This is a genomic window from Bradyrhizobium guangdongense, assembly GCF_006483445.1.
In the GTDB taxonomy this organism is placed as follows: Bacteria; Pseudomonadota; Alphaproteobacteria; order Rhizobiales; family Xanthobacteraceae; genus Bradyrhizobium; species Bradyrhizobium guangdongense_A.
In genome coordinates this window covers 1-16,686 of record NZ_PPPT01000090.1, presented here as the reverse complement: position 1 = coordinate 16,686, position 16,686 = coordinate 1, and the positions used below count along the sequence as shown (strand labels likewise).

Sequence of the window (16,686 nt, the reverse complement as noted above, 5' to 3'; positions counted from 1 at the left end):
CCTTGGGCTAATCACCAAACTCGATCGTTTGGACTGAGGCCGCGGTGACACCGTCTTGATACGATTTGTACGCAGATTCCGGGGTTTGACGGCGCGTGCGCGCGAGCTGCTTGCGCTACCGGGGCACATCCAGGATGCCAAGCTGCTTGCCGCCAAGACTCTGAACCTGCAGCTCGCTTCGCTGGGGACTGTTGACGACATCAGGCGAGCCGAGTTCAAGGTCTTCTCCCAGTTTGGTGAGGATGGCATCATCCAATATCTGATCAGGCAAGCCCGCATCCCGGCGCAATGCCGAAGCTTCATCGAATTTGGCGTCGAGTCCTACGACGAAGCGAACACGCGGTTTCTGGTGCTGAACGATAATTGGCGCGGGCTCATCATCGATGGAGATCTGTCCAACGTGCGCCGCGTGCGGAACAGCTCGATCTATTGGCGCCACAATCTCGTCGCCGTCGATGCGTTTGTCGATGCCGAGAATATCAACCGCATTTTCGTGGATAATGGGTTCTCCGGCGAGATCGGTTTGCTCAGTGTCGATATCGATGGCAACGACTACTGGGTCTGGGACAAGATCGAAGTGGTCAATCCCATGATCGTGGTGGCGGAATACAACAGCGTGTTTGGGCCGCGCCACGCGGTAACCGTACCGTATGAGAAGACGTTTGTCCGGTCGCGTGCCCACAGCTCCAATTTATATTGGGGCGCCTCGCTCGGCGCGTTAGTGCATCTTGGCGAACGCAAGGGGTACGCGTTCGTGGGATCCAACAGCGCGGGCAACAACGCGTTCTTTGTGCGCCGCGATTGTCTCAACGGCCAGCGGGTGTTAACGGCGGCGGAAGGGTACGTCGAGTCTCAATTCCGGGAATCCAGAGACGAGGCCGGCAGGCTCACGTTCCTGTCGGGAGCCGCGCGATTAAAGGAAATAAGCGACATGGAGGTCTATGATGTCGATCGCGATGCCCTGGTTCGGCTCGGAGATCTGAATTGATCGCTGCATGCGGAGTTGAGAAATGAAATTCGAAGTAGTCGAGCACGAAGGCAAGCGCTACGCCGAAATCATCCGCGCCGGCACAACGGTAGACAAGAGCGTATTCTTTTCGCCGGCCGGTTCATCGTTCCAGTTCGGGCTGCTCGCCCATGGGCACGATTTCGTCGAACCCGCACATTATCACCCCACGATCGAACGCAAGATCGACGACCTGCAACAGATGTTCGTTGTCCAGAAGGGCGTTGTCGCGGTCGATTTCTTTTCTGACGGCGGGGTTCGCTTTCACGAGGTCGTGCTGCGGGTGGGCGACGCAATCCTCTTGGTCCATGGCGCGCATTCGGTGCGCGTGTTGGAGGATATGCAATGTGTTAGTGTCAAACAGGGCCCCTTCCTGGGTGCGGACCGGGACAAGGTCGAGATTGGTGTGCAACGATGATCCCCGTCTTTGAACCTCTCATCGGCGACCAGGAAATCGCCTATGTTACGGACGCGCTTCGGCGCGGAGAGATTTCCGGCAACTTTGGTAGCTATCTCGATCGGTTCGAGAAGGGCTTTGCCGAGTATTGCGGCTGTAAGCACGGCATTGCCGTCACCAGCGGAACGACCGCCCTGCATCTCGCGGTCGATGCGGCAGGCGTCGGGCAGGGGGACGAGGTGCTCGTCAGCGCGAGCACCAACATCGCCACCGCGCTCGGCGTGTATCACAATGGCGGCATGCCCGTGCCGGTCGATTCCGAGAATCTCACCTGGAATTTGGATCTCGAGCTGATCGAGGCGCTGATCACGCCCAGGACGAAGGCGATCATTCCGGTTCACCTCTTCGGACATCCTGTCGACATGGACAGGCTGATGGAGATCGCCAAGAGGCACAATCTCGTGGTGATCGAGGATTGCGCCGAGTCGCACGGAGCCACCGTCAGAGGACGTATGACCGGGAGCTTCGGCGATATGGCGTGCTACAGCTTCTATGCCAACAAGGTCATCACCACCGGCGAAGGGGGCATGGTGACGACCAATGACGACGCGCTCGCCGAACGCCTCCGCCTTCTTCGAAATCTCGGCTTTACAAAGCCTCGATTCCGTCACGAAGTGGCGGGCTACAATTTCCGCATGACGAGCTATCAGGCTGCGATGGGACTGGCCCAGCTCGAGAAGATCGAGCAGATCATTGCCGACAAGCGCCGGGTGGCCGCCACGTATAACGCCCTGCTCGGGAAGGTGCCCGGCCTGCGCCTGCCGGTCGAGCTGAACTGGGCGCGAAACGTCTATTGGATGTATGCGCTGACCGTCGAGCCCGAGTTCGGGCTGACGCGCGACGAGCTGGCCGGCAGGTTGGCCAAGGCCGGCATCGAGACGCGGACGTTCTTCTGTCCGATGAATCAACAGCCCATCCTTAAGGAAATGCCCGGGTTCCAGTCCGACAAATGTCCCGTTGCCGACGGGCTTTGGGAGAGAGGCCTTTACTTGCCGTCCGCGCCGAGCTTGTCCGACGAAAAACTTCAATACGTAGCCGACGCCGTCGTCAAAGCCAGAAGTTGAGGCAGTTGAATGCACGTCGGCGTCGTCCTGGGCGACATTGATAAGCAGCTTGGCGGCGGGTTTACGTTCGTACACGACGTGGTGGCAGCGTTCCTGGAGCAGGCAGCGACGAGCTCGCATCGCTTCACGTTGTTCGCGCCAGGAGACTACGTGCAGGCAATGCGCGGAGAGCAATTGGCGCCGAACGTTGCGCTGGTCGCGAGCTGCAAGCCCGGGATCCTGGACCGGCGTATTTCCCTGCTTCGTCACTATCTGCCCGTATTTGGATATTTTTGGAGAAGGCCGAGCCGGTTCGAGCAGCAGATGCACGCTCTCGGGATAGAGTTCGTCTGGCTCGCCGGAGGGAACCACGATACCTACGAAATCCCCTACGTGACGACGCTGTGGGATCTTCAGTACTTGACGCATCCATGGTTGCCGGAAATGAACCGAAACTGGCAGTGGGAGCATCGGGAGCTCTTTTTTTCGAGACATCTACGGCGGGCGACGTCGATCATCGTGGGGACAAAGGTCGGCAAGGATCAGGTTGCCCGGTACTGCGGCGTTCCGGAAGATCATGTCGACATCCTGCCGCACCCAACGCCCAGCTTTGCACTGCGAGCAGCCGAGCAGGCAAGCGAGCCACCGGCCAACCTTCCGAAGGAGTTCCTCTTCTATCCGGCTCAGTTCTGGCCTCACAAGAACCATGTGAACCTGCTTCGGGCGCTCAAGATTCTCGTCGAATCCGATCCCGATACGCCGCCTCTCGTTCTCGTCGGATCCGACAGGGGCAATCGGGCGTTTGTTGAAAGCTGCGCTGCCGACCTCGGGGTCTCGCACAAGGTTATCATTCTCGGTTTCGTGCCGACCGAGGACGTCATTGGGCTGTACAAGCACGCCCGCGCGCTGGTCTATCCATCCTTTTCGGGTCCGGAGAACCTGCCGCCGCTTGAGGCGTTCGCGTTGGGATGCCCCGCCGTCGTTTCAAACTATCTCGGGGCCGAGGAGCAGCTCGGAGACGCGGCGCTCCTGTTCGATCCAACGGACCCGGCGTCCCTGGCGCATGCGGTCCGCAAGGTTCTGTCCGATGCGGAGTTGCGAGGCAAGCTCGTCGAGCGCGGCAAGGCTCGCGCGAGGAAGTGGACTGGCCGCGAGTTCGTTGCCGGCGTATTCAAGATATTCGACAGATTCGAACCGCAGCGTCGTTGTTGGAAATGATCCAACGGACCTGCGGCGCCCGTTCAGGGGGCCGCCGTGGGCGCGCTTCGCTTGGAGAACAAATAGGTTTCGGTTGTCGAATGGTGCCCGGTGATCTCGCGCAGATCATACGGAATACACGACCACTCACGTACCAATGTGAGCCCTGCGTTTTCGCAAAGTTCAATCAGTTCCCTCTTCTCGAAGATGATTTCGACGACCGGCGCGCCATATGCGTACTTGGTCAGAAAAGTTGTGCGATGTTGGTGAACGGGCACCGTATGCAGGATGCAGAAGCGCGAGGCGACGCGCGCTGCCTCGCGAATGGCGTCTTGATAGGCGAGGATATGCAATAGGGACACGCCATTGAAGACGATGTCGAAGCTGTCGTTTGGATATGGCAGCTGAGTTGCGTCCGCGACTTCGAAGGCGACCGACTGGTATCGCGCACGTGCGCGCGCGATCATCGCCTCGGAATAGTCCACTCCGGAATAGCGGAGTTTGCCGGGCAGCAAACGGGCAAAGATCTCCGAATAGTAGCCACTGCCGCAGCCAACCTCGAGCACAGTCGGTGTTGCAAGCTTGGTCTCCTCGACGGCGGCCGCGGCGACCGCGAAATCGAGGCGGGGAGCGCCTCGCTTCATGGCTTCGATCAGATTCAGATAGGCGCGTTCCTGGCGCTGCACCGTGCGTGCGGCGAACCATCCGTTCGATGTAGTCGAGGTTCTGCGGGCCTCGTCGGGGCCGCTGAGCACACGGTAGTCGGTCGAGGTCAGGAATTGACGCCGCACAATCGGGATCGACCGGATGATGCGAGCAGCGAGCCGTCTGGCGAGCGAACCTGGCTTCATCGGCGTGCGGGCAGTTCTGCGGCGAGCCGAAGAAGGGTCTGCACGCGTTGACGATAGGTGTGCTGCGCCATGGTTCGGGCCTGACCGGCCCGGGCGATGGCTTGTCGCCGGTCTTCATCGTCGAGGGCGGCCTTGATCTCTGACAAGCAGTCTTCGACCGATGTCCACACGGCGACTTCGCGCCCCGGCTCGAACAGGCTGGGCAAGTTGTCCTTGGCATCGGTCAGCAGAAACGAGCCGACCCCCGTTGCCTCGAACAGCCGCATGTTGCCGGCTTCGCGACCGGCCATGTCGATGTGCGAGTTCAACGTCACGCGCGATGCCCTGAGAACCTGATACATCTCGACGCCCCACACCTCGCCTTGGTAGCAGCGGTGCAGCGGCGAGGAGGCGGGAAGGGTCTGGAGTCCGCTGCCGTAGAGTTTCAGATCGTAAGTCCGTGCCACCGCTTCGAGCTGTGCGACCCGCTGCTGGTGATCGGCCGACACGGCGCCGACGAAGGAGATGTCGATGCTGCGCTCGGGCGCCGGCGGAAGCACGTCGAGGATGTCGGGCTCGAAGGCCAGATGAAGCACTTCGGACCTGACGCCCGCGTTGCGGAACGTCCGAACGACCTGGAAGAGCTGCGAGATCATCAGATCATAGGCCGACCAGTCCTCGCCACGCGAGGGAACGATACCGACCTGGCCGATCAGAATCGGGTGGCCGATGCCCTTGATCCGTCGCGCAAGGCGCGTATCGACGTGAAAGACGTCCTGGTTGAGCACCAGGTCCGGCCGGAATTCCTCGATCTGCGCCAGCAGGATCTTTTCCGCCTCGGCATCGAGCCGCGGGCTCAAGCCGACCTTGCGTGCGAGCGGCCTGAGGACGGGCTTGAACGGTGCGATTCCGCGCTGCAGCCAGTTGGGAATCGCTTGCCGCGGGGCGTCGGAGCCGGGCGCCGGCGGCTGCTCCACGGCGAAACCGTGCTCGCGCGCCCATGCCGCCTGCATCCAGGGATTGTTCACGTGAATGTCGGTAGCGACATGTCCGGCTGCTGCGAAGTTGCGCGAGTAGAAATCGGCGACGCCGAACAGGCTGGCATTTCGTGCGGCCATTTGCGCAGCGTAGGGCGCGCCGGCAAGCTCGGGATTGCGCTGATACAGCCACGCCACAAAGCGCGGATAGTCGGCGTTGAGGATGAGGACACGCACTGGCTTAGTTTAATCCCTTTCGCATGGACAAGGTCTATGTCATGAGCCCGGGTCTGATCAACAATGGTTCGCAACCGGGTGGAAGTGGTGACATCGATCTGTCCGATCACAAGGAAGGCTCAAGTGAGAAGCTCCGCGCGTCTGTTGACGGCAGACGTCGTTCATCTGCCAGGCGCCGCGGGCGTCGTCGATTGACCGGATTCGGCGGGGGCGGGTGGTCTTACAATCCAATATGCCCTACCGTTCGTGTTGGGGTCGGAATTGTCGCTAGCCGAGAATAGGATGGTGCTGCCGTTCAGTTTCAGATGCGCGAACCGGCCGCCTCCGAGTGCGGCAATTTCAGCCGTGCTACTATGAGCCGGACCCAACCGCTTTCCGTCTTCGTAGAGCTCGATTGGAGAGCGATAGGGATGGTCTCCGGAATCGCCCAAATCATCAAACATCGAGTAGCGTTCGGTCCCGAACGCAAAGCTGGGTAGGGAGCCTTGTCTCGAAAACGGCTTCCACAGCAGAACCTTTTCGCCGGGAACCGGGGGGCCTACGGTGAACCTTGGGTCAGCGCTGTACGAGATCGTCAGCCAGTAAGCCGTCGCGAAATATCCGAGAGCAGCGGTAATGACGGCTATGAGTCTCGATCGGGTGTTCCATGTCTTCATTGCGAGCAGTCAAGCATTACCCTTCATCATCGACCTAACCTATCCGTACAGGCGCCATTCGCCGTGGCTCCACGCATCGATGTGGCGCATTGCTCGCAACAGGTCAATTGTTGGAACTATATCACAGATCCATGCAGGCCTGTTCGGACGCTGTTGCATTGTATTTCGGGAAGTGTATTCTATCTCTAGTTTTGGTTGTGCAGTACGCCATTCTATCGGGAAGCCGAGGTGCCTGACGAATTTGATCCGCGCATCGAGCCGGAAGCTCGGCGCATTGCGGACGAGATGGGAAATCCGAAAATCGCCGCAGCCGACTGGGACGTCTTCTTCGGTCGTCGCACCGGTGCTTTGTCGCTCGCTGTATCGAGCAAGATGATATACGCATACACGGCAGCTCGACTGGTTGCGCGGGAAGAGTTCTGATGCGCGCTTCTGCCTTCCTGATCGTGATCTTGATGATCTATCTTCCTGTTGCTTTTTTTCTGAATCAGCGGCCGGGAACTGACGCGAACATCCTGTCTGGACCGTTTATTCAGTATGAACATACGCATGGTTTCATAGTCCATCCTGCAATTCCCGGCGCCAAGCCGGATGACAAAGACAACCTCGATCAATCGACCTTGCAATTATATGAGGATGGAAAGCCGCTGGGGCCAGCGCACAGCGTGCATCGCGATGTGATGGTCATTGGGCAGGGGCGCTATTCGCACTGGCGATACAGCGGGACAATGTTGCTTTTCTCGACCAGCGACAACACCGATCCAAACACCAACGGGCGCACGTATAGCGTGTTTGACCCACGCGCGCCCGATCCGTACCGGGCGCAACGACGCGCCCACCAAGCGGGGGCAGCTCAAGCGTTTTCCGATGAGCGCGTTAAGTGATTACGCAACTGATGTCTTGAGATCAGCTTGATCAACGTGGCCGGGGTGAAACATTTCACGAGGCGTCAGGTATAGCAGCAGGAACAAAAGACCTCCGCCGTATGAAAGCATGACTGTTGTAAGCGGAACGTTCATCAATGTCTGGGCAATGATAGCGCTCGAAATCAGGATGAACCGATCAGGCAATCCCGCCGAAAGGCGATTGCCGACAGCAATGACAAGGCCGCAGGCCAACGCTGAAAATGGTGCGAACAGCGTGCCGACGGAGGCCACTCCTTCCGTCGCAAACAGCGACGCGTTGAAATAGCCGCCAATACCGAAGAACTTGTAGATCACCACGCTTAGCGGCTCCGTGTAGGGACAGGACACGAGAGCCTTCACGAATTGCACCTGACAAAAGTAGGTAGATTCGTGGGTCGAGAAAAAATAGTTGTAATAGTCCATGGCGACCGAGGGAATCGCGATCAACCTGAAGTTGATCAGTCCAAAATAGGTGATCGTGCTGTAAGGCAACATGCCTTGGCGGACGAGAAAAAAAATCAAGAGCCCGAGGACGATCGGAGCGAAAACCGACAACACAACGGTGGACCTGGCGTCGATGAACCTCGAAACGACGGTCAGGCCAACGAGCCAGATCGGAGCAAACAGAGATGCCTTTGCGAGCGTGATGGGATAAATGAGCAAGATGAGGAATATGACCAGGCCCGCGCGCCAGAGATTATTTCGCAGCGCGAAGCAGGCAAATGCGAACGGAAGCAGCGAGTTCGATGTAATGCCCAGGAGGTAGCTCACCGGCGTCGGGAACGCCAGTGCTTCGCGAAAGTCGTAAATTCGGTCGATGCCGACCATCCTGAAATTGTACCAAGCGCCAACCAGAATGACCGCAATTGATACGATGAGGATCAACGTCAGACCCCGGCTCGCGGTGCGCTCCGATAAGCGGACCACTCGAGGGAGGGGTTCGTTGATGAGCAAGGCGGGTAGCAGAAATGACAGGGCGGAGGCCGCCGCAGAGAGGCCAGTCACCGCATGATTGTAGGGAAGGTCTGAGAAAGAGTTCAGCCACAGGTAGCCCAAGATCATGACGTAGAGGTAGAAGCCGATGGCATATCCAAGACTGAATCGGGCAAGGCCGAACAGGTAGGACGTGCAGGCAAAGACCGCTGTGACCGCCGTGGCGAGCCACAATGCACCGGAAAAATACCTGATGTGAAATTCGGGATAGAGGAGTGAGACGCAAGCGAGGGACAAGCAGCAGGTCGCACTGCAAGCGTACGCTAGGATGGCGATCTGCTTCGTATCGAGCTTGTAGTAGAGCGACATTTTTCCGTCAGTCAGTCCCCAAACACTCTGGCTAACGCAATTTGTGCGTGCTTTCAATCTGTTTCGAGGGGACGCCGCGTCGTGCGTTTTTCGCAAACACCCGCATTTTACACGCGTCCTGTTTGATGTAGTAGTATCCGGCGTTTTGATCGGTCAGGAAATCGGATGCCGGGAGCTACTTCTATCAGATTTGGCCTGTTGGGGTGCGGGCGCATCGCCAAGCGTCATTCCGACCTGCTGGGCGGCAACCATATCGAGGGCGCGCGCCTTGTCGCGGTCTGCGATTCCGAGCGCGCGCGGGCGGATGCGATCGCCTCAAAGTTCAAGGTCGCCGCGCATTATGATCTCGACGACATGCTTGCGCGCGACGACATCGACGCGGTCGCCGTGTTGACGCCGAGCGGGATGCATCCGCAGCATGCGATTGCCTGTGCGCGGGCGGGCAAGCATGTCGTGGTCGAAAAGCCGATGGCGCTGCGGCTGCAGGACGCCGACGACATGATCCGCGCCTGCGACGAGGCCGGCGTAAAGCTCTTCGTCGTCAAGCAGAACCGCTTCAACGTGCCGATCGTCAAGGCGCGCGAGGCGCTCGATGCCGGCCGGTTCGGCAAGCTCGTGCTGGGAACCGTGCGCGTGCGCTGGTGCCGGGATCAGGCCTATTACGACCAGGACGCCTGGCGCGGCACCTGGGCCCAGGACGGCGGGGTGCTGACGAACCAGGCAAGCCATCACATCGACATGCTGGAATGGTTCTTCGGCGACGTCGTGAGCGTCCATGCGCGCAGCGCTACCGCGCTGGTGAAGATCGAGACCGAAGACACGGCGGTCGCGACGCTAAAGTTTCGCAACGGGGCGCTGGGGATCGTCGAGGCCACCACGGCGGTGCGGCCGGTCGATCTCGAAGGCTCGCTCTCGATCCTCGGCGAGAAGGGAACGGTCGAAGTCGGCGGCTTCGCCATGAACCAGATTCGGCACTGGCGGTTCGTCAACGAGCTGCCGTCGGACAAGGAAGTCATTGAGAAGTTCTCGGTCAACCCGCCGAACGTCTATGGTTTCGGCCATCAGGCCTATTACCAGCACGTCGTCGAGTGCCTCGCCGACCGCGGCGCTGCGCTGGTGGACGGATTGCAGGGCCGCAAGAGCCTGGAGCTGATCTCGGCGCTCTACGAGTCCATCGAGACCGGGCAGGAGGTGCCGCTCCACTTCGTGCCCCGCCGCAGCCGCCTGGGCATTGCCTCGTGAGCGGCCCCGAGCGCCTCCAGATCGGGATTCGCGACGTCAGTTTCGGTGCCGGCGTCAAGGTCGTCGAGCCCTGCAATCTCTATGGCTGCACGATCGGCGATGACTGTTTCATCGGGCCGTTCACCGAGATCCAGAAGGATGTCGTCATCGGCGCGCGCACGCGCGTGCAATCGCACAGCTTCGTCTGCGAGCTCGTCAGCATCGGCGAGGACTGCTTCATCGGCCATGGCGTGATGTTCATCAACGACACCTTTGCGAGCGGCGGACCGGCCAGGGGGCGCAAGGAATTGTGGCGCGAGACCAGGGTCGGCAACCGGGTGTCGATGGGCTCCAATGCGACGATCATGCCGGTCACGATCGTCGACGACGTCGTGATCGGCGCGGGTTCGGTGGTGACGAAGGACATCACCGTGGCCGGCACCTATGCCGGCAATCCGGCGCGGCTCCTGACCTTGCGGAAGTGATTGATGGCGGTACCCTTCGCTGATCTCCAGCTCCAGTATCAAAACATCAAGGGCGAGATCGACGCGGCGATTGCCGCCGTCATCCGCGACAACGCCTTCATCCGCGGTCCCTATGTCGATGCGTTCGAGCGCGATTTTGCCAAGGCTGCGTCCGTCACGCATTGCGTTTCCTGCGCCAACGGCACCGACGCGCTCTACCTCGCGATGGCCGCGCTGAAGGTGAAGCCGGGCGATGAGGTGATCACGACGGCGCATTCCTGGATATCGACCTCGGCGATGATCACCCATGCCGGCGCGACGGTGAAATTCTGCGACACCGACGGGGCGACCTTCACCATCGATCCCGCGGCGATCGAAGCTGCGATCGGCCCTCGCACGGTCGGCATCATCCCGGTGCATCTTTACGGCCAGCCCGCCGACATGGACGCGATCATGGCGATCGCGAACAAGCACGGTCTGTGGGTGATCGAGGATTGCGCGCAGGCGCATCTGGCGCGCTACAAGGGCCGGATGGTCGGAACGTTCGGCGCGGCTGCGACCTATTCGTTCTATCCGGGCAAGAATCTCGGTGCGATGGGCGATGCCGGCGCCGTTGTCACCAATGACGCGGCCCTTGCCGAGCACATGACGAAGCTCGCGCGCCATGGCGGCCTCGTGAAGCACCGTCACGAGATCGAGGGCGTCAACAGCCGGCTCGACGGCATGCAGGCCGCGATTCTCTCGGCAAAGCTTCCGCATCTGGCCGCCTGGACCGAGGCCCGGCAGCGCGCGGCTGCGATCTATGATGCAGGCCTCAACCAGATCGAGGGTGTGACAGTGCCGCAGGTCGCGCCCGGCCGCGATCACGTCTATCACCTCTACACCATCAGGCATCCGCGCCGCGACGCGCTGGCGGCGCATCTCAACGCCAATGGGGTGCAGACCGCGATCAACTATCCGACCGCCCTGCCGCTGCTTCAGGCCTATGCGCGATTCGGTCACACCGCGGCGCAATTTCCGCATGCATACCGGGATCAGAACACCATCCTGTCGCTGCCGATTTTTGCCGAAATCACGCCGGCGCAGCAGGACAGTGTGATCCGTCTCCTCCGCGAATTTGCATAGCGCCGGGCAGGGCTCCCCGCTCGCGCGAGATTTGTTGATCCTTCTCAAAGACTTGTGCGCCCCCGCGCGGTTGTCTTTCGTGGGCGCGGTTCCCGGCCCATTGATGGGACCGCAGCGCATTCAAAACTGGCCTCCAGCGGCCGGAGTGTTTAGAAGCGGCCGTATCAGGTCGGCAGGCGGGTCCGGTGGCCCGGCCAGAGGGGAACCAAACTTTTGCCAAAGGTACTTGTGACGGGGGCGGGCGGTTTCATCGGGTCGCACCTTGCGGAAGAGCTGGTCCGGCGCAACGTCGCGGTGCGCGCCTTCGTGCACTACAACAGCATGGGCGCGCATGGCTGGCTGGATTCCTCGCCGCCTGACATCAGGAAGGAGTTCGACGTCTTCGCCGGCAATGTGTGCGACCCCAACGGCGTGCGCACCGCCATGAAGGGCTGCGACGCGGTGCTGCATCTCGCCGCGCTGATCGCGATTCCGTACTCCTATCATTCGCCCGACACCTATGTCGAAGCCAACATCCGCGGCACGCTCAACGTGTTGCAGGCGGCGCGGGATCTCGGCGTCGAGAAGGTGATCCATACCTCGACCAGCGAAGTCTACGGCACGGCGCAATTCGTCCCGATCACCGAGGAGCATCCGCTGCAGGGCCAGTCGCCTTACTCGGCGACCAAGATCGGCGCCGATCAGCTCGCGCTGTCGTTCGAGCGCTCGTTCGGCACGCCGGTGACGGTGGTGCGCCCCTTCAACACCTACGGGCCGCGGCAATCGGCGCGCGCGGTGATCCCGACCATCATCACGCAGATTGCGGCGGGCGCGCGCAAGATCAAGCTCGGCAGCATCCATCCGACGCGCGACTTCAACTATGTCGCCGACACCGTCGGCGGCTTCCTTGCGGCGCTCGATTCCAAGGCCGGCATCGGTGAAGTCATCAATATCGGCAGCGCCTTCGAGATCTCGATCGGCGACACCGCGCGGCTGATTGCCGAGCTGATGGACTCCGAGATCGAGATCGAGCATGACGATGTGCGCGTGCGCCCCGAGCGCAGCGAGGTCGAGCGTCTCTGGGCCTCCAACGCCAAGGCGCAGGAGCTCTTGGGCTGGTCGCCGCGCTTCGGCGGCGTCGACGGCCTGCGCAAGGGGCTCGAACAGACCATCGCCTGGTTCACCAAGCAGGAGAACCTGGCCCGCTATCGCGTCAATGCCTACACGCTGTGAGCCAGATGAGCATGTCCCCCGCGCAAGCGAGCCAGAACCGTCCCGCCATGCTTGACCTCAAGCCGGTGCTCGACGCCGTCGATGTCGCGCTCGGCGCGGCTCAGCGCCCCGTCGAGCTGCATGAGCCGCGTTTCGGGGATCGCGAGCGCGAGCTGGTGCTCGACTGCATCGATACCAACTGGGTATCGTCGGCCGGCAAATACGTCACCCGCTTCGAGGAGATGGTGGCGGAGGCGACCGGCTCGCGCCACGCGGTCGCGATCGTCAACGGCACGGCCGCGCTGCATGCGGCCCTGGTGCTGGAAGGCGTGGAGGCGAATGACGAGGTACTGCTGCCCTCGATCACCTTCGTTGCGACCGCCAATGCCGTCAGCCATGCCGGCGCCGTGCCGCACTTCGTCGATTCGACCTGGGACACGCTGGGGCTCGATCCGCGCGCGCTCGAGGCGCATCTGGACGCAGTTGCGGTGCGGCAGAACGGCGCCTGGATGAACAAGCACACCGGCCGCCGGCTGCGCGCCGTCGTTCCCGTGCATATCTTTGGACACCCGGTCGACATGGCCGCGCTCGGCGCGGTCGCTGCGCGCTATGATCTGGTGATCGTGGAGGACGCGACCGAGTCGCTCGGCTCGACCCTGAACGGCAAGGGCTGCGGCACCTTCGGGCACTCGGCGGTGCTGAGTTTTAACGGCAACAAGATCGTCACGACCGGTGGCGGCGGCATGATCGTGACCGACGACGAGGCGCATGCCCGCCACGCCCGCCACTTCACCTCAACGGCGAAGAAGGCGCATGCCTGGGCGTTCGAGCACGACGAGGTCGCCTATAATTACCGCCTGCCCAACATCAACGCCGCGCTCGGCTGCGCGCAGATGGAGCGGCTGGCCGGCATGGTCGCGGCCAAGCGCGTGCTCGCCGCGCGCTATCTCGATGCCTTCAGCGATTTTCCCTGGGCGCGCATCTATCGCGAGCCCAAGGGGTCCGAGAGCAATTACTGGCTCAACACGCTGGTGCTCGACCGCGAATATGCCAGCGAGCGTGACCGCCTGCTTGAGGCGCTGCACGGCCACGGCATTCGGGCCAGGCCGCTGTGGACGCCGATGCACCTGCTGCCGATGTACCGCGACTGCCCGCGCGCCGAACTTCCCGTCGCCGAAGACATGAACACGCGCTGCATCAACCTGCCGAGCAGTCCCTTTCTTGCGGCAGCGGCGTCAGAGGGCGCGAAGCATAGCTGATGCCCCGTATCGTCTTCTTTACCCTTCACAGCACGACGGCCTGGTGGAAGTACCTCGCCTCGCGCATGGAGTTTGCCGACGCGGTCGTGCTCAGCGACCTGCGAGACGACGGCGACTATTCGCTTGTCGACGACTTCTATCGCTTTGTCGACCGGGGCAATGCGGCGGCCGCAGCGCTCGACCGGTTCGGTGCGGACGGTTGCGCCGACATTATCCTGCGTTGCCGTGTGCTCAGGAGCCTCGATCGCGATCTTGCGCTCAAAATGATCGGCGGCATGATGCAGGCGATCGAGCAGGCCTTTGACAGGCTTCGGCCAGATCTGGTCATGACCTTTACCATCGACCGCTACGTCATGGACGTGATGGAGCGCGTCGCACGGCGGCGCGGTATCGACTTCCTGGAGATCACCATCTCGATCATCCCCGATCAGGTCATGCTGATGCGTCGCGGCAAGCCGGTCTGGCTGCGCGAGCCGTCCAACGAGGACATTGATACGGCGGTCGGTCAGCTCTGCAGGGAAGATTTTGCGCCGGTTTATGTCCGCGACGCTAGACGCTTCTCGCTCGCCAGATTTTGGCGGATATTCGCCTACTACGCGCTGCGCGGCGCTTTCTTCAACGTCTGGCGCTTCCTCAAGCGCGATCGCTACAACTGCCACTACCTCGACGCGCTGAAGCGACTAAAGCACAAGGTGCGCATGCGCGACGTGGCCGTGCTCGGCCTGCTCGACCATGGCTGGGAGAAGCGGCTCGCCGAGGTGCCGCGCGAGAAGCGCGTGTTCCTCGGGCTTCAGCTCTTCCCCGAAGCCTCGATGGATTACTGGCTCGAGCCGCAGGGCATGCTGTCGCATGACGACGTCGTAGTGCGCTATTGCGAGGTGCTCGGCCGCGCCGGCTACCGCATCTTCGTCAAGGACCATCCGCTGCAGTTCGGCTTCCGCCAGCGCGAGCTGTTCGAGCGGCTAGCAAGGCTGCCCTTCGTGGTGTTGGTGCCCTACGACGTGCCGGCCAATCTGCTGATCGGAAAGTGCGCGGTGTCGGTGACCTTCACCGGCACGATCGGCTTCCAGGCGGCGCTCGCCGGGCTGTGCTCGGTCGTGACCGAGCCGTACTACGCAACCGAGCAGCACTTTTTGCACGTCCGCAGCACGGGCGAAGTCGACGATGTCGCCGAGCGGCTGGCGCGGTGGCAATCCCCCGACGATCTCGACACCACCCGTCGTGCGATCATGCGTCATCTGGCGTCGATCAGCGTCGAGGGAGACTATTTCGGCTGGCGCAAGTTCGATCCGGAGAACGCGGCGCAGCGCGCCTCGGTCGAGCCGCTGGCGCGCTCGCTGAACGCGCACCTGCCGAAATTCCTTAAGTCCTGCAGAACCGCCGCCTGACGTTACAGTGGGAAACGCGCCAACCGATATCGACGGCCGGCGGTGATGGAACAGCGCGATGCGATCTCGTCTGCTTGACCTCGTGACGCGCCCGGCGGTTGCCGGCACGGTCGCGGCCTTGGTCCTGCGCGCGCTAACGCTGGCGAGCCGCTTCCTGCTCTCGCTGCTGCTGGCGCGCATGCTGTCGCCCGCCGAAATGGGACAATATGGCCTTTTGACCGCGGCGCTGGCTTTCGCGCTGCTCGCGGTCGGTCTGGAGTTCTATTCCTACACCTTGCGCGAACTGGTGCCGGCGACGCCCGAGCGGCGCGCGCGCATCATTGCCGACCAGATGGTGCTTGGCACAGTGGCGCTCGTGGCGGTCGGCATCGTGGTCGCCGGTGCGATCGCCGCGGGCTCCTTTCCGGCGCATCTCGCGCCGTGGTTCATCCTGATCCTCGTCACCGAACACGTCTCGCTGGAGGCGACGCGGATACTGATTATCACCTGGCGGCCGGTGAGGGCCTATATCGGCGTGTTCCTGCGCGGCGGAATCTGGGTGTATGCAATCGCCGTTTTGATGTTCGTGGCGCCCTCGACGCGGACGCTGGAAACCGTGATGGTCTGGTGGGCGCTCGGTGGCGTGGCGGCGATTGCCTTTTCTGCGTTCTCGCTCTCCGAATTGCCGTGGCGCGAGCTCGGGGAATACCGGCCGGACCTCAAGAATATCCGCGAGGGCCTCTGGATTGCGCGTCCTTTCATGCTGACGGCCGCGGGAGCGCTGGTCATTTCCTATGTCGATCGCTTCGTCATCGACGCCTTCGTCGGCCGCGATGCGCTCGGCATCTACACGTTCTACTCGACGATCCTGATCGGCCTGCTGTCACTGGGCAGCTCGGTGTCGCATCAGTTCCTGCCGAAGGTCATTGCGGGCCATGCGGCGGGCAGGGATGCCTATCGCACGGCGCTGCGCTCGTTCTTCTGGTCGATGCTGGCGCTGGTCTGCGCCACGATGATCCTGTCGGCCTTTGTCATGGGGCCCATGCTCGCGCTGCTCGGGCTGTCGACCTACGCGGCGAGCATCGGCGTGTTCTATGCCATGCTGCCGGGGATATTCCTGCGCATGCTGGCGGATGTTCCCTCCTATGCGCTCTATGCGGCGCGGTCGGACAGATATCTCCTGATCTGCAATCTCAGTTCCGCCGCGGTATCGACCGTTCTGAACGTGGCGCTGATCCCCGTGCTCGGCATCTACGGTGCCGCGCTTGCCGGCGGGGTCGCCAGCGCCGCGCTGTTCGCGTCCCTGGCGGGTTTCGCCATCCACAGGATGCGCGAGAGCTTCAGGGAACCCGCCGCAACCGAGACGGTCGGCCTTCCCACCGATCCAGACATGCTCTACCCCTGAGGGCGGTTCATGCGTACACGTCAGGGCAATCTCACGTTGTAACC

Annotated in this window: 16 protein-coding genes; 13 read left to right on the top strand and 3 right to left on the bottom strand. The window is 61.8% G+C overall.

All coding sequences use genetic code 11. The features are described from left to right. Positions 1–85 precede the first annotated feature (85 nt). From C2U70_RS12865 to C2U70_RS12850, 4 genes are read left to right on the top strand one after another with little or no spacing between them, the layout of a single operon-like run. Entirely contained in the window at positions 86–988 is a 903-nt protein-coding gene (locus C2U70_RS12865) for a hypothetical protein (protein WP_140978388.1), read from the top strand. 22 nt (positions 989–1,010) lie between these two features. After that, the gene (locus tag C2U70_RS12860) at positions 1,011–1,424 is read left to right on the top strand and encodes a hypothetical protein (RefSeq protein WP_140978387.1); all 414 of its coding nucleotides are present in this window, start codon (positions 1,011–1,013) and stop codon (positions 1,422–1,424) included. Then, entirely contained in the window at positions 1,421–2,527 is a 1,107-nt protein-coding gene (locus tag C2U70_RS12855) for a DegT/DnrJ/EryC1/StrS family aminotransferase (protein ID WP_140978386.1), read from the top strand. Before C2U70_RS12860 ends, C2U70_RS12855 begins: the two co-directional genes overlap by 4 nt. 9 nt (positions 2,528–2,536) lie before the next feature. Next, positions 2,537–3,724 (top strand): glycosyltransferase family 4 protein, encoded by a 1,188-nt coding sequence (locus C2U70_RS12850; protein ID WP_140978385.1) that lies wholly within the window; start codon positions 2,537–2,539, stop codon positions 3,722–3,724. A 23-nt stretch (positions 3,725–3,747) separates the two neighbouring features. Here C2U70_RS12850 and C2U70_RS12845 read toward each other — a convergent pair whose 3' ends face one another. Further along, complete coding sequence (locus tag C2U70_RS12845) at positions 3,748–4,554, bottom strand: class I SAM-dependent methyltransferase (RefSeq protein WP_140978384.1); 807 nt, start codon at positions 4,552–4,554, stop codon at positions 3,748–3,750. Then, complete coding sequence (locus C2U70_RS12840) at positions 4,551–5,747, bottom strand: CgeB family protein (protein ID WP_140978383.1); 1,197 nt, start codon at positions 5,745–5,747, stop codon at positions 4,551–4,553. Before C2U70_RS12840 ends, C2U70_RS12845 begins: the two co-directional genes overlap by 4 nt. A gap of 884 nt (positions 5,748–6,631) precedes the next feature. Between C2U70_RS12840 and C2U70_RS12835 the strand changes: the two genes are divergently transcribed. Both C2U70_RS12835 and C2U70_RS12830 read left to right on the top strand, forming a co-directional pair. Further along, positions 6,632–6,826 carry a hypothetical protein gene (locus C2U70_RS12835; protein ID WP_140978382.1) on the top strand — a complete coding sequence of 65 codons (195 nt, stop codon included), beginning with the start codon at positions 6,632–6,634 and terminating at the stop codon, positions 6,824–6,826. Next, positions 6,826–7,287 carry a hypothetical protein gene (locus tag C2U70_RS12830; protein WP_140978381.1) on the top strand — a complete coding sequence of 154 codons (462 nt, stop codon included), beginning with the start codon at positions 6,826–6,828 and terminating at the stop codon, positions 7,285–7,287. Before C2U70_RS12835 ends, C2U70_RS12830 begins: the two co-directional genes overlap by 1 nt. Here the strand turns inward: C2U70_RS12830 and C2U70_RS12825 are convergent, their stop codons facing one another. After that, the gene (locus C2U70_RS12825; RefSeq protein WP_140978380.1) at positions 7,288–8,610 is read right to left on the bottom strand and encodes a hypothetical protein; all 1,323 of its coding nucleotides are present in this window, start codon (positions 8,608–8,610) and stop codon (positions 7,288–7,290) included. A 165-nt stretch (positions 8,611–8,775) separates the two neighbouring features. Between C2U70_RS12825 and C2U70_RS12820 the strand changes: the two genes are divergently transcribed. The 7 genes from C2U70_RS12820 to C2U70_RS12790 all read left to right on the top strand — a co-directional run bounded on the left by C2U70_RS12820 (position 8,776) and on the right by C2U70_RS12790 (position 16,642). Continuing rightward, positions 8,776–9,852, top strand: a complete 1,077-nt coding sequence (locus C2U70_RS12820; RefSeq protein WP_140978379.1) for a Gfo/Idh/MocA family protein — start codon at positions 8,776–8,778, stop codon at positions 9,850–9,852. After that, positions 9,849–10,316: an acyltransferase gene (locus C2U70_RS12815; protein WP_140978378.1), complete on the top strand. Its 468-nt coding sequence runs from the start codon at positions 9,849–9,851 to the stop codon at positions 10,314–10,316. The genes C2U70_RS12820 and C2U70_RS12815 overlap by 4 nt, the downstream gene beginning before the upstream one ends. Positions 10,317–10,319: 3 nt before the next feature. Next, on the top strand, positions 10,320–11,420 hold the full coding sequence (locus tag C2U70_RS12810) for a DegT/DnrJ/EryC1/StrS family aminotransferase (protein WP_140978377.1): 1,101 nt from the start codon (positions 10,320–10,322) through the stop codon (positions 11,418–11,420). 213 nt (positions 11,421–11,633) lie between these two features. Then, positions 11,634–12,632 carry an NAD-dependent 4,6-dehydratase LegB gene (locus tag C2U70_RS12805; protein ID WP_140978376.1) on the top strand — a complete coding sequence of 333 codons (999 nt, stop codon included), beginning with the start codon at positions 11,634–11,636 and terminating at the stop codon, positions 12,630–12,632. A 5-nt stretch (positions 12,633–12,637) separates the two neighbouring features. Then, positions 12,638–13,870: a LegC family aminotransferase gene (locus tag C2U70_RS12800; RefSeq protein WP_246666741.1), complete on the top strand. Its 1,233-nt coding sequence runs from the start codon at positions 12,638–12,640 to the stop codon at positions 13,868–13,870. Further along, positions 13,870–15,258: a hypothetical protein gene (locus C2U70_RS12795; RefSeq protein WP_140978375.1), complete on the top strand. Its 1,389-nt coding sequence runs from the start codon at positions 13,870–13,872 to the stop codon at positions 15,256–15,258. The genes C2U70_RS12800 and C2U70_RS12795 overlap by 1 nt, the downstream gene beginning before the upstream one ends. A gap of 58 nt (positions 15,259–15,316) precedes the next feature. After that, entirely contained in the window at positions 15,317–16,642 is a 1,326-nt protein-coding gene (locus C2U70_RS12790) for a polysaccharide biosynthesis C-terminal domain-containing protein (protein ID WP_140978374.1), read from the top strand. The last annotated feature ends 44 nt before the right edge of the window (positions 16,643–16,686 follow it).

Bases quoted from the DNA above. Each gene is read 5' to 3' on its own strand.
- C2U70_RS12830 (WP_140978381.1), top strand. From the start codon at position 6,826: ATGCGCGCTTCTGCCTTCCTGATCGTGATCTTGATGATCTATCTTCCT.
- C2U70_RS12845 (WP_140978384.1), bottom strand. From the start codon at position 4,554: ATGAAGCCAGGTTCGCTCGCCAGACGGCTCGCTGCTCGCATCATCCGG.
- C2U70_RS12855 (WP_140978386.1), top strand. From the start codon at position 1,421: ATGATCCCCGTCTTTGAACCTCTCATCGGCGACCAGGAAATCGCCTAT.
- C2U70_RS12850 (WP_140978385.1), top strand. From the start codon at position 2,537: ATGCACGTCGGCGTCGTCCTGGGCGACATTGATAAGCAGCTTGGCGGC.
- C2U70_RS12825 (WP_140978380.1), bottom strand. From the start codon at position 8,610: ATGTCGCTCTACTACAAGCTCGATACGAAGCAGATCGCCATCCTAGCG.
- C2U70_RS12790 (WP_140978374.1), top strand. From the start codon at position 15,317: ATGCGATCTCGTCTGCTTGACCTCGTGACGCGCCCGGCGGTTGCCGGC.
- C2U70_RS12860 (WP_140978387.1), top strand. From the start codon at position 1,011: ATGAAATTCGAAGTAGTCGAGCACGAAGGCAAGCGCTACGCCGAAATC.
- C2U70_RS12810 (WP_140978377.1), top strand. From the start codon at position 10,320: ATGGCGGTACCCTTCGCTGATCTCCAGCTCCAGTATCAAAACATCAAG.
- C2U70_RS12800 (WP_246666741.1), top strand. From the start codon at position 12,638: ATGAGCATGTCCCCCGCGCAAGCGAGCCAGAACCGTCCCGCCATGCTT.
- C2U70_RS12820 (WP_140978379.1), top strand. From the start codon at position 8,776: ATGCCGGGAGCTACTTCTATCAGATTTGGCCTGTTGGGGTGCGGGCGC.
- C2U70_RS12795 (WP_140978375.1), top strand. From the start codon at position 13,870: ATGCCCCGTATCGTCTTCTTTACCCTTCACAGCACGACGGCCTGGTGG.